Origin of the sequence: Williamsia phyllosphaerae (assembly GCF_014635305.1) — a bacterium.
GTDB lineage: Bacteria > Actinomycetota > Actinomycetes > Mycobacteriales > Mycobacteriaceae > Williamsia_A > Williamsia_A phyllosphaerae.
Genome location: NZ_BMCS01000001.1, coordinates 626,004 through 638,100, shown reverse-complemented (window position 1 = coordinate 638,100; position 12,097 = coordinate 626,004). Strand labels below are relative to the sequence as shown.

At 67.3% G+C, this 12,097-nt stretch carries 9 protein-coding genes; 3 read left to right on the top strand and 6 right to left on the bottom strand.

What is annotated here, in order from left to right; genetic code table 11:
• Position 1 precedes the first annotated feature (1 nt).
• Both IEV93_RS03010 and IEV93_RS03005 read left to right on the top strand, forming a co-directional pair.
• A complete protein-coding gene (locus IEV93_RS03010) occupies positions 2–1,537 on the top strand; it encodes a flavin-containing monooxygenase (RefSeq protein WP_188486803.1) in 1,536 nt (511 codons plus the stop codon).
• A 66-nt stretch (positions 1,538–1,603) separates the two neighbouring features.
• Complete coding sequence (locus IEV93_RS03005) at positions 1,604–3,175, top strand: hypothetical protein (RefSeq protein WP_188486801.1); 1,572 nt, start codon at positions 1,604–1,606, stop codon at positions 3,173–3,175.
• Positions 3,176–3,190: 15 nt separating this feature from the next.
• Here the strand turns inward: IEV93_RS03005 and IEV93_RS03000 are convergent, their stop codons facing one another.
• On the bottom strand, positions 3,191–3,763 hold the full coding sequence (locus IEV93_RS03000; protein ID WP_229704850.1) for a TetR/AcrR family transcriptional regulator: 573 nt from the start codon (positions 3,761–3,763) through the stop codon (positions 3,191–3,193).
• Between the two features lie 150 nt (positions 3,764–3,913).
• Between IEV93_RS03000 and IEV93_RS02995 the strand changes: the two genes are divergently transcribed.
• Complete coding sequence (locus IEV93_RS02995; protein ID WP_229704849.1) at positions 3,914–4,885, top strand: esterase/lipase family protein; 972 nt, start codon at positions 3,914–3,916, stop codon at positions 4,883–4,885.
• A 21-nt stretch (positions 4,886–4,906) separates the two neighbouring features.
• Here the strand turns inward: IEV93_RS02995 and IEV93_RS02990 are convergent, their stop codons facing one another.
• From IEV93_RS02990 to IEV93_RS02970, 5 genes are all read right to left on the bottom strand, one after another.
• Positions 4,907–6,025, bottom strand: coding sequence for a PDR/VanB family oxidoreductase (locus IEV93_RS02990; protein ID WP_188490324.1), 1,119 nt, complete (start codon positions 6,023–6,025; stop codon positions 4,907–4,909).
• Between the two features lie 56 nt (positions 6,026–6,081).
• Entirely contained in the window at positions 6,082–6,999 is a 918-nt protein-coding gene (locus IEV93_RS02985) for a metal-dependent hydrolase (RefSeq protein WP_188486799.1), read from the bottom strand.
• Between the two features lie 10 nt (positions 7,000–7,009).
• Positions 7,010–8,761 carry an SDR family oxidoreductase gene (locus IEV93_RS02980; RefSeq protein WP_188486796.1) on the bottom strand — a complete coding sequence of 584 codons (1,752 nt, stop codon included), beginning with the start codon at positions 8,759–8,761 and terminating at the stop codon, positions 7,010–7,012.
• 103 nt (positions 8,762–8,864) lie between these two features.
• Complete coding sequence (locus IEV93_RS02975) at positions 8,865–10,115, bottom strand: glycosyl hydrolase family 28-related protein (RefSeq protein WP_188486794.1); 1,251 nt, start codon at positions 10,113–10,115, stop codon at positions 8,865–8,867.
• 195 nt (positions 10,116–10,310) lie between these two features.
• On the bottom strand, positions 10,311–12,080 hold the full coding sequence (locus tag IEV93_RS02970; protein WP_188486792.1) for a condensation domain-containing protein: 1,770 nt from the start codon (positions 12,078–12,080) through the stop codon (positions 10,311–10,313).
• Positions 12,081–12,097: the final 17 nt, after the last annotated feature.

The following is a 12,097-nucleotide window of genomic DNA, read 5'->3' as shown; positions in this document are numbered from 1 at the left end:
CATGACCGGGACTTCGAAGAAGCGCACCGACCTCAACGACAAGCCCGTGGTCGACACCGCCATCATCGGAGCCGGTTTCGCCGGCATCGGTGCCGCGATCCGGCTGCGGCAGAGCGGTGTCGAGGACTTCGTGCTCCTCGAGCGCGACACCCGACCGGGCGGCACGTGGCGCGACAACACCTATCCCGGTGCCGCATGCGACATCCCGTCGCGGCTGTACTCGTACTCCTTTGCACCCAACCCGGACTGGAGCAAGACCTACTCCGGCAGTGCCGAGATCCTCTCCTACATCGACACGATGGTCGCCGACCACGACCTCGATCGGCGGATCCGTTACGGCGCCACCGTGACCGGTGTCGTCTTCGACGAGGCCAACGGCGTATGGGAATGTGCCATCGCCGACTCCGACCCGCTGTACGCCCGCACCGTCGTGGTGGCGTCGGGGCCGCTGTCGACGCCGGGGTACCCCGACATCACCGGCATCGAGGAGTTCGCGGGCAAGCGCATGCACAGCGCCGACTGGGACCACGACTACGACTTCACCGGCAAGAAGGTCGGTGTAATCGGCACCGGGGCCAGTGGGGTGCAGGTCATCCCCGAACTGGTCCGCTCGGCGGCGCAGGTGTCGGTGTTCCAACGGACCCCGGGCTGGGTGCTCCCACGCATCAACCCGTCGGTCAGCGCGCGGACGAAGAAGGCCTATGCGCGGATCCCGTTGCTGCAGTCGGCCTCCCGTGCGGCCTGGTTCTGGGGCCATGAGTCGGTCGCCCTGGGTGTCGTGTGGAACTCGCCGCTGACGCGGGTCGTCGAGGCCGTCTCGAAGATCAGCATGCGGGCCCAGGTGAAGGACCCGTGGATGCGGCGACAGCTCACGCCCGACTTCCGGGCCGGTTGCAAGCGCCTGCTCATGACCAGCGCCTACTACCCGGCGCTGCAGGAGGACAACTGCCGACTGATCACGTGGCCCATCGCCCGCATCAGCGAGAAGGGGGTGCGGACGGTCGAGGGTGTCGAGCACCAGTTCGACGCGCTCGTGTTCGCGACCGGCTTCGAGGTCTCCAAGCAGGGCACGCCCATCCCGATCACCGGCCGTGACGGACGCGTCCTCGGTGACGAGTGGAGTCGAGGCGCATACGCGTACAAGAGCATCGCCGTCTCCGGCTACCCGAACCTGTACTTCACCTTCGGCCCCAACTCCGGCCCTGGACACAGCTCGGCGCTGGTGTACATGGAGGCCCAGATCGACGCGATCGTCATGGCGGTCACCACGGTGCTGCGTCGTCGACTCGCGGTGCTCGACGTACATCCCACCGCGCAGGCGGATTACAACGCCGACATCCAGCGACGTCTGGAGAAGACGACGTGGAACTCCGGCTGCAAGAGCTGGTACCTCACCGAGGACGGCTTCAACGCGACGATGTTCCCGGGGTTCGCGAGTCAGTACGTCGCACAGATGCGCGGTATCGATCTGACCCATGATTTCACCGCCGTGGCGCTCGCGCCGGACGATGTGGAGGCATCTGTCCGGACGCGATGACATGTTATGTTGGCCTCAGGGTCGGTGACATGGGGAGTGTCGTCGGACCCGGTAGCCAGGGGGATCATGTCTTTAGCCGAACGGGCGCTGGACTCTGATCCGGCAGTGCTCGACGACACCGTGCTGCGCGACATCCGAGCCCGTCTCGGTGCCGCGGGCCTGGCCGACTGTGCCGCGTTCGTCCTGGTGGAACTGTGCGACCGTGGCCTGCAGGCCACGGTGGTCGACGCGGGCACCGGTAGCCGCGTGGCCGAACGTGGCGACGACGCGCTCAGTCCCCGGATGCTCGACCGTGCGGTCGCCGATCACCTGGTCCGGACCGGACGTGTGGAGCGTCCCGAATCCGACGAGTGGGTCGACGAACTGCTGCACCTCGTCACCGGTCTGCGGACGACGCTGGCCACCGCGGACGGCGCGTTCGCGATGGGCACCGCGCACGTCGGGTTGGTCCGGGTCTCGCGGCGCGACCTCGTCGTCGCACTGCACCCGCACCTGATGGTCGCAGCGGCGTTGTGGAGGTCGGCCGCGGCCGACTTCGAGCCCCCGGTCGGTGCCGTCGTCTTCCTGCCCGATCATCGTCGGTGGCCCGGACTCTTCGAGTCTCTCGCGCAGAATGCCTCGATCCCTGCGGTCGCCGTGGAGGACGAGGTCGTTCCCCAGGGCCGCGGGCGCGCCCGACACGGCGCACCGGCGGCGACGTCGCAGCCCGTCGTCGCCGTGCCCGGGCAGTCCGAACAGGTATCGCCGGTGACCACTGCTTCGGCCGAGTTGCCATCTGTCGGACCGGACGCAGCATTCGAGCCGCCTGTGCAATTCGAATCGCCTGTGCCACTCGAGCCGACGCCGGTTTTCGCGTCGATGTCGCGCCCGGTCGAGCCGATGCCGGTCCCGGTCGCGGTGCCCGTGCCGACGCCGGTCGCCGTGCCCGCGCCTGTCGTGCCGCCGGATGCTCCGGCAGCGTTCGTCCCACAGCCTGTCGTGCCCGGGTCCTCCGCGCCACCGAGCCCGCCCGCGGGACCCCATCTGCCGCCGCCCTTCGCGCCGCCACCGCGACGGGTGCGCGACATCGCAGCGCCCATCGTCCCGGGGGACCCGTGGAACCCGCCGATGCCGGCCCCGGGAGGGCACGATGCGTTCTTCGGACCGGGTGGTGAGCGGGAGCCGATCTCCGTGCACGATCATCGTGATGTGAGAGATCCCGGAGGGCCGCGGCACTACTCGCCGCCTACGATGGTCACCGACACGGCGTCGCCCGAGGCGCGACGTGTTCACAATCGTCGTCTGCTGATCGGGGCAGGTGCGGTTGCCAGCTCGGCCGCACTCGGGATCATCGTCCTGACCCTGCCGTGGATAGACCAGGGTCCACCGACGATCGGCGGTCAGATCAACGCCGCGCAGACCGCCCAACCGCCCGTGGGCGCGGTCTCGACGCCCTCGCCGACCCAGCCGTCGCGCCCGCCGTTGGATCTCGGTGCGGCGCGGTCGCCTGCGACGCAGTACACGACCCCTCCGCCCGTCGTCACGCCGCCGACCGCACAGGCCGCACCGCGCCGAAGCAACCCGGCCCCGCGCGCCCGGCCTCGGCCGCGCAGCATCCCCAATCCGATTCCGGGACTGCCACCGATCCTGTTGCCCTGAGCGAGGTCTGGGGCCTCAGCGCGCGGTGACGCCGTTCTCGATCAGGTCGAGCACGGATTCGAAGATCGCATCGCGATCGACCGGGACCGGTGACGCCCCGTCGAGCTCCAGGCTCACCGCGCCGTGCAGGCACGACCAGATGGCCAAGGTCAGTTCGACGGGGTCGTCGTCGCGGACGACACCGGCGGCCTGCGCGTACCGCACGATCTCGGTGAGCGCCCCGAACGCGGCCAGGCCGGAGTCGCCGCCGAGGTTGCACTCCTCGGAGAACATCAGTCGGTACAGGGTCGGGTTCTCCAGCGCGAAGCGTCGGTAACGTCGACCGGATTCCCGGAGTCGCTGCCGTCCGTCGGGATCACGAGTGCCTGCCGTCGTGGCCTGGAGTTGTCCGAACCCGTCCGAGACGATGACCGCGACCAGGCCGTCCTTGCCGTCGAGGTGGTTGTACACCCCCATCGGGGCGACGCCGGCCTCGGCTGCGACCGCTCGCACGGTCAGCCCGCGCGCGCCCTTGGCTGCGAGAACGCGATGCCCGGCGCTGACCAACGCGTCCCGCACCTCCGCACCCGGAGTTCTCTTCGTGGCCACCTCGACAGCCTAATAGAACAATGTCCTACTTGTTTGGTGCGTTGTTCTACAACAGTGGCACATCGTGCTACCGCGGTGGTCGACGTCGCGTCGGAATTCATCTGACCAAACGCTCACGTACATACGTGCGGGAGGTTCACACTGGCCCCCATGTCCGCGGGACGGGTGAGCATGGTGGTGGCAGTGGTCGTGATGCTGCTCGGGTCGGGCGGGGTCGCCTCCGCCGGGCCCGAGCAGTCACGGTCGGTGGTCCCGGGTGCCGCGGCCCCTGTGGTGCGAACCCAGGCCGGGGCGGTTGCCTACGCCAAAGCGCACCCGGACGCTGCCCCGCCGCGTGCCAACGACTTCCGATGCCGGCCGAACGCTGCCCATCCGCGCCCGGTCCTCCTGCTGCACGGGACCGACTCGAGCGCCTACTCCGACTTCGGTGAGATCGCCCCGATGCTCGCCCGACGCGGCTTCTGTGTCTTCGCTATCAACTACGGTGGCCGCCCGTCGACCACGAGTTTCGGAACCGAGGACGTCCGCCGCAGCGGCAGGCAGGTGGCGGAGTTCATTCCACGGGTGCTCGCCGCGACCGGCGCATCGATGCTCGACATCATCGGGTACTCGCAGGGCGCGAACATCGGTCGCTACGTCATCGCCGATCTCGGCGCGGCGAAACAGGTACGCAGGTGGATCGGGCTCGCCGCACCGAGCTACGGCAGCGTCTTCTACGGGCTCGCACCCCTGGCCCGCATTCCAGGACTGGTTGCGGCGGTGGGTCCCGACACCGTCAGCACCGCGTTGGTCCAGCAGATCGCGGGGTCGGAATTCATCCGCCGACTAAACCGCGGCGGCGACACCGTGGCAGGCGTGGACTACACGACGATCGGATCGCGCTATGACGAGGTGATCCAGCCGTACACGAACATCGCGCTCCGCTCGCGGGGTGCGACGAACATCCTCGTCTCGGATCGATGCGCCGCCGACATGGTCGGCCACTTCGGGATGCCCTACGACCGGTACGCCCAGCAATTGCTGATCAACGTAATCGACCCCGGGCATCCCGTCCGCCCGCAATGCCGTTCGGTGCCTCTGGGTTCCGGGATCGCCGAAGTGGTGATCGGCGCCAACTCCTAGCTGCCGGGCGAGCGGGTCCGGTCAGATGTCGAGGCGCAGATCGGACCCCGCGGCGGCGCGCGAGACGCAGGTGAGCATCCATCCGGCGGAGCGCTCCGACGGCGTCAGCAACGTGTCCCGGTGGTCGACCTCGCCGTCGATGACGCGGACCCGACACGTCCCGCAGAAACCCTGCTGGCACGAGTAGGGCACCGACGGCAGCGTCCTACGGACCGCGGCGAGAGTCGACTCGGTCGCCGAGACCTCGACCTCGCGCCCGGTCGCCTCGAGAGTGACAGCGAACGCCGATCCGTCGAGGACCGGTGGGGGACTGAACCGTTCGAAGTGCAGCTCCACGTCGTCGATGTGGGTGAGCTCGCGGCGGATCGCGTTGAGCATGGGTACCGGTCCGCAGCAGTAGACCGCGGTTCCGGCCTCGACGCCGTCGAGGAGTTCGGCGGCCGTCGGGATCCCGCCGTTGTCGTCGGTGCGGACCGTGACGCGGTCACCGTGCGAGCGCAGGGTCTCGACGAACGGCAGGGAGTCCTCGGATCGACCGGTGTAGATCATCGACCAGTCGAGGTCGAGGCGGTCGGCCGCCGCGACCATCGGCAGGATCGGGGTGATGCCGATACCGCCGGCGACGAAGCGCAGCCGCTGTGCGGGCGACCCGCGGCCGGGGAGTGCGAGCGGGAAGGCGTTGCGCGGTCCCTTGACCGAGATGGTGTCACCGACCTGCAGGGCCTCGTGGACCTCGACCGAACCGCCACCGCCGTCGGGGATGCGACGCACCGCGATGCGGTAGTAGGTCCGGTCGGTGGGGTCGCCGCAGAGCGAGTACTCACGCATCCGCCCTGAGGGCAGCAGCAGGTCGAGGTGTGCGCCCGGGTACCACGGCGGTAACTCTCCGCCGTCGAGTGCGACGAACGTCAGCGACACCACGTTCTCGTCCTCGGCCACCACGGTGCGCTCGGCGATCCGGACCGTGGTGACGCCGGTGTTGACGTGGGTGTCCTTCGGCGCCTTCACGAATCGGCCGAGCAACGGATACCAGGAGCGTGTGACGGCGGCGACGAACATCATGGCCGGGTCGTGTCGGAACCGTCCGTAGAGATGCGGCGGGGTCGCCTCGGCGTCGTAGATCTCCATCGGGGCGGCCATGTCGACATCGGTGGGTACCGGTGGGATGTTCGATTCGTCGGTCGGCACGGTGACGCTCACGGATGTGCCGCGCGCGCTGCGGGCGACGCGGCGAGGTAGGCGACAGCCTGTGCGGTGGAACCGATCTGGTCGGGATAGAACGTCGGCTTGAAGTAGCTGAAGGTGGCGAAGATGATCGACCGCAACGTGGGCAGCACGCCCGCACGGGCGCCGCGGGCGTATTCGCGGATCATCCGCCAGTACGAGTACTCGATCGTCGGGTCGCTCTTGGCGATGAACCGGCTGCCGCGGTTGATCAGCATCAACAGACCGACGAGGCTGATCGCCATGGCCCGGCCGCGGCGGAGGTACCCGTCGCCGAAGTAGACCGCGACATCATGTGCGACGCAGCGGTGTTCGACCTCCTCGGCGCCGTGCCACGTGAACAGGTCGGTCATCGCCGGATCGGAGCCGTGCTCGCGCCAGGTGTTGTTCAGCGCGAAGTCGCCGAGGATCGCGGTGTAGTGCTCGATCGCCGCGATCAGCCAGAGCCGCTCGACGAGATCCTTCTTGCGACGATCCTCCGACCAGGACTGCTTGGGCGACAACGCCTTGCGGAACAACCACTGCATCTGACGCTGGAACGGTCGCGGGTCGACGCCGTGCCGGTCGAGGAAGTCCCACAGCACCTTGTCGTGGGCCTCGGCGTGCATGGCCTCCTGGCCGATGAACCCGCGCATGGTGGCGGCGAGCTCCTCGTCGGCGACCAATGGCAGTGCCTCGTTGTAGGTCGTGACGAACCACCGCTCACCCTCGGGGAGCAGCAGGTTCAGCATGCTGATGACGTTCGACGACATCGGATGGCCCGGGATCCAGTGCAGCGGAGTCGCCTCGAAGTCGAACGCGACGTTGCGCGCGTGCAGTGACACCGGTCCCGGATCGTGCTCGCCGGGTGCGATCCGAACTGCTTTCGAGGTGTGGGTTGACTGTGACATGACGATCTCCTCAGACCAGGTTGGTGCGGGCCATGCGCCGGGACAGACCCGGCACGAAGCGGTAGATGCGGTAGCCGACCTTGGCCTCCACCGTCACCGGGACCACCGCGCGGTTTGCACTGATCGCCCCCAGGATCTCCGTCGCCACCCGGTCGGGTGTGAACCCGCGGCGGCGATACATTCCGTTCATCTTGTCGCGCAGCTGTTCCTGGCTGTCGCCGCTCGTGCCGGCGAACTCGGTGGCCGAGATGATGTTGGTGTCGACGATGCCGGGGCAGATGGCCGTGACACCGATGTGGTGTTCGGCCAACTCGGCTCGCAGCGACTCGCTGAGCAGCAGCACGCCGGCCTTGGTGGCGGCGTAGGCGCCGAGTCCGCGCTGCGGGGTGAACGCGGCGGCCGAGGCCAGGTTGACGATCTGGCCGCCGAGTCCGCGCGCGACCATCGCCCGACCGAACAGGCGGCTGCCCGTCGCGACCGACACGAGGTTGATGTCGACGAGGCGTCGGATCTGGGCGTCGGTCGCGTCGAGAAGCGGTCCGGCCAGGCCGATCCCGGCGTTGTTGACGACGATGTCGGGGACGCCGTGGGTGTCGGTGACGGTGGTGACGAACGACTCGAACGCATCGGTGTCGGCCACGTCGAGTGCGTAGGCGTGGGCGGTGCCGCCGGTGTCGGTGATGATGCTCGCGGTCTTCTCGGCCGCGGCGAGGTCGATGTCGGCGAGGACCACCTCACCGCCCTGTTCGGCCAGCAACAATGCGGTCTCCCGGCCGATCCCGCTGCCGGCGCCGGTGATGACGGCGAGCTTCCCGGCGAAGGGTGCGGGGGTGCCGGTGAGGCGGGCGCGGGCGATCGCGGCGCTCGGGGTCCCGCTCTCCAGCGACGTGATGAAGTCGCGGGTCGTCTCGGCCAGCAGCTCGGGCCGCGAGTACGGCAGCCAGTGTCCGGTCGGCAGGTCGCGGCGCCACAACTGCTGCACGTACTGATGGGTGTGCTCGTAGATGGCCGGCCGCAGGGCGATGTCGCGGCGGTTGACGATCTGGAAGACCGGGATGTCGGTCGAGCGGGCGTCCGGATGGAACAGTCGGGGCCGCAGGTTGGCGCGGTAGTACCGCAGGCCCGAGATCATGTCGCGGTGCAGCGTGGGTGAGACGGTCACGTCGCCCGGGGCGGTGCCCTCGACCAGGTGCAGGAACTGCCGCCACACCGGCGCCCACCCGAGCAGTCCGAAGAAGACCTTCGGGACCACCGGTAGCTGGAACATCACCGTGTACGCCGACGACGCGACCTGCGTCAGGGCGGTGCCGACAGCGGACGGGGTCGGGCGGCGGAGCTTGCTGCGGGCCCACATGCCGAGGTGGTCGAGGTTGGGTCCCGACACCGACGTGAACGAGGCGATGCGATCGGAGGCGCCCGGGGTGGTCACGGCCTCCCAGGTCTGGACCGACCCCCAGTCGTGCGCCATCACGTGCACCGGCTTGTCGCTGACCGCCGCGGCGACGGCGAACAGGTCGCCGGCGAGGGCCTCGAGTCGGTACGGGGCGTCGCCCGCCGGTGCATCGGTGGCGCCGTATCCGCGGGTGTCATAGGCGACGACGTGGAAGTCCTCGGCGAGCAGCGGGGCCACGTGCGTCCACAGGTGGTGGGTGTCCGGCCAACCGTGGACCAGCACGACGGTGGGGTTGGATGTGTCGCCCATCTCGAACACCGCCAGCCGCACGTCGGCGCTGGTCACGGTGCGCTCACGCCACGTGGTCATCTGTCATCCTTCGTTGTAACGTTTCGAGCATAACCCAGTCCGCACAGCGAGCGTGACCTGTTACACGTTACTACGAGTTACGTATAAGCGTAAAGCGTGACCGTCAGATGACACCGAGGTCGCTGGCTGTGACTGCACCGCTGTCACTCACCTTCAACTGCCAGCTGTGGCCGTTGGGCGATACCAGAGTGGACCCGAATCGACGACGGCCGATGACCGTCCAGTTCGGCGGGAAGACCGACGACGCGAAGTCCGCGGCCTGGCTGTTGATGAGGTTGATGGCCACGCCGTCGGGGCAAGAGCTCGCGTTGATGCGGAGAAGGGTGGGGGTTCCACCCGGGTCCGCGTCGAACACGACATTGGACAGGTGGGGTTGCCGGCAGTACTGCAGATCGAGGACGATCTGTTTCCCCGCGACCTTGCAGTTGGACATCCCGAACTGAGAAGGCCCGCCGACTCCCGCTACTCCGACGACGATTGCCTTGTTGGCGCCTTCGAACCAGCAGTTCGTCAACCACCAATCGTTGGCGCGACCGTCGATGTAGATGTGGACGTTGGTTTCGGCAACGCTCGGATTGGATACGAATTCGGTGTTCATGAGGGACATGCCGGCGTTGAGATTGTTACCGGTTCCGAGTATTCCCACATAATTGGTGGCGAACTTGCTGTTGGCAACATAGTTCTGAATGCATGAGGTCTTCATCCCTGTACCGAGATTGTTGATATCGCAATCCAGGAAAGAGGTGCCGCCGGTGTTGGCGGTGAGTACGACTCCCGTTTGCGCACGGAATCCGGTTGTGTTCGCCGCGCTGTGCTGGCCGCGGATCATCACGGACTCGAAGCTGCATCGAAAGCAGTTGGACAACGAGATGCCGGTGCCGGACGCGCCGGTTATCCAGAACCCGATGTTCTTGAAGGTGACGTGCTGGGCGTTCGACAGCGACAGCAGGGTTCCGCTGCCCTCGTAGATGATCGTCGACAATCCGGCGCCCGCGCCGAGAATCGTCATGTTGTTGGCCATTGCGGGCAGTGAGGTGACCTTGTAATTGCCCGCCGGGAAGAACATCGGTCGGCCGTTGGCGGCCGCGGATTGATACGCCCTGGCGATGGCGGCGGTGTCGTCGGTTGCACCGACTCCGCCTGCATTGAACGGAGCGGCCTTGACATTCACGTAGTTGAGCGGCAGCGAGGCATCCGGGTCGTTTGCTGTCAGTTCGATGGGCGAGTCGCGAGGGGAGGTCCCCTTTTCCAGCAGGCCTGCTATTGCTGCGGCCGATCCCAGGCCTGCGACGACACCACCCGCGAGAAGGCCTCGCCGTCCGAACTGATTGGGGCCGTCGTGTGAACCGATCATGTGGTGTCCGCTCTACGTGAGGGAACAAGTCCCGGGCCCCCCTGCGCCCCTAAGGAATCATGCTTGAAGCAACTATGAGCGCATGACGCGCCGATCGAAGCGTGTTCTTCCCCGTTTCTTGTTCGATGAGGGACATTGTCCAGAATCAATTTTGTTAAATCTCGAAAATACAACAGCGAACAAGGTGGTGGAATGTCAGCGTGCACGGTCGGTGACGTCGATGCGGACTCCACGGGGCAGCTTCGGCCGAAGTGCTCGGGTGAGATCCTCTGCGCGCGCCGGATCGACGGGCACCACGACGATGGAGGGGCGTGTCGGGTCCACGTCGGCCGAGAGGACGCCGTCCTCCGCGCCGACCTCATCGGCAACGGCGCCGAGATCCACCCAGTGCCCTCGAATGAATCGCCGGTGTGAATGGCGGCCGTGATAAGTGACGCCGTCCGGATGCACCGAGGCGAGCAGATCGGTGTGGGTTGATCCGGTCGGGCCGAGGAGCGTCACACGGCCGACCTCACCGAAAGCCACGTGACGGCCCCGAGAATTCAGCACCAGCAGGCCGGACAACGGCGATCGCGCCGAGGCAGCGGACGCGAGGGCGGCCGGCGACAGGTTCTGCCCACGACTCAGTGCGGCCTCCTCGCGCGGACGGTCGCCGTGGCAGGTCCGGAGACTCTCGTGGGTCTCGATCTCGTCCGCGGTGAGAATCTGATGCTCGATCACCGGAGTGTGCGGTTCACGCGTGACGCACTGGTGGATGAACGTCGAGAGTCGCTCCACGTGCCGGTCGTGCGCCACCTCGGTGTAGAGGTCCGGATTGGTCAGGATCTCGACAGCGATCTGATCATCGGAACCGGTCATGAACACGATGGTCATGTCGGCGATCGGGCCGAAATTGGTCAACTCCCACCGCATCGAGGCGCCGCCGAACTCGTGAACGAGGTCGAATGGCTGCACGTTCACGCTGGGTCCGTGGACGCGTCCGGTCCGCCACGCCGAAGGAACGGCACCGTGAAGATCTTCGGGACGTACGCAGGTGTGGGGCCGACCGCAGATCAGGGCGGAATGGCATTCGACCGCCAGCGATGCGGTTGTCGCGTCGACCGGTACGGCGACACGGATCGGCAGTTCGGTCATCATCATCGACGGAGTTGTTCGCTCCACGGGGGTCGAACGGTTGTGCCGGGGGACGCCGATGACCGCCTCGTCCTCGCCCAGGAGCAGAGCGGTCCATGCCGAGACGATCGCCAACAGGGTCGCGGACAGCGGACGACCCGAGTCGAGATGACCGACATCGATCGCGTCACGGGCGATCGTGATGGTGCTCCGACGAGGGCGGGGCGCGCGCCGCGAGGTGTGTTCGGCAAAGGTCACCCGCCGCGGTGGGTCGGCCAACAGCGATACCCAGTAATCGATGTCGGTGGGTTGCGCAGTGCGTTCGGTTCGCACCAGCTCGCCGAAGTCGCCGAAGAACCCGGGCGGTGACGGATGCCCCCGTAGAAGAGAGACGTAGTGCTGTAGCAGTCGCGTCCGAAAAAGGCCGGCACCGTAGCCGTCCACGACGATGTGGTGGGCCCAGCCCGCCACAGCCACCGTGGTGGCATCGATCGCCGTCACCTCGACTCGAATGAGCGCGGTGTCGGCGAGTTCGAAGGACTGCTCGGAGACGGAGTCCACCCGAGAGTAGAACGCCGCCAGCGGATCCGGCTCCTGACTGAGATCGACGACCACGATGTTCGGGCGGTCGTCCGGCTCGGCAGGTACCTGGGTCCATGATCCATCGTCGTCGTGCAGACGAACGGTCAATGCCGGGGTCTCGGCAAGGGTCCGCTCCATCGCCGCCACCAGCATCCCCACATCAGGAGGTATGCCGTCGATCGATCCGAACCAACAGATGAACCCGACCTGAAAGCCGGGAGAGTCGGGGTGTGCGCTCTGCGCATCCCGCATCCCCAACTGGGAGTGCATGAGGGGCAGAGCATCCG

Excerpts from the sequence above, each read along its gene's own strand:
- IEV93_RS03010 (WP_188486803.1), top strand. The coding sequence starts at position 2 with ATGACCGGGACTTCGAAGAAGCGCACCGACCTCAACGACAAGCCCGTG.
- IEV93_RS03005 (WP_188486801.1), top strand. The coding sequence starts at position 1,604 with ATGTCTTTAGCCGAACGGGCGCTGGACTCTGATCCGGCAGTGCTCGAC.
- IEV93_RS02995 (WP_229704849.1), top strand. The coding sequence starts at position 3,914 with ATGTCCGCGGGACGGGTGAGCATGGTGGTGGCAGTGGTCGTGATGCTG.
- IEV93_RS02990 (WP_188490324.1), bottom strand. The coding sequence starts at position 6,025 with ATGGCCGCCCCGATGGAGATCTACGACGCCGAGGCGACCCCGCCGCAT.
- IEV93_RS02985 (WP_188486799.1), bottom strand. The coding sequence starts at position 6,999 with ATGTCACAGTCAACCCACACCTCGAAAGCAGTTCGGATCGCACCCGGC.
- IEV93_RS02980 (WP_188486796.1), bottom strand. The coding sequence starts at position 8,761 with ATGACCACGTGGCGTGAGCGCACCGTGACCAGCGCCGACGTGCGGCTG.
- IEV93_RS02975 (WP_188486794.1), bottom strand. The coding sequence starts at position 10,115 with ATGATCGGTTCACACGACGGCCCCAATCAGTTCGGACGGCGAGGCCTT.
- IEV93_RS02970 (WP_188486792.1), bottom strand. The coding sequence starts at position 12,080 with ATGCACTCCCAGTTGGGGATGCGGGATGCGCAGAGCGCACACCCCGAC.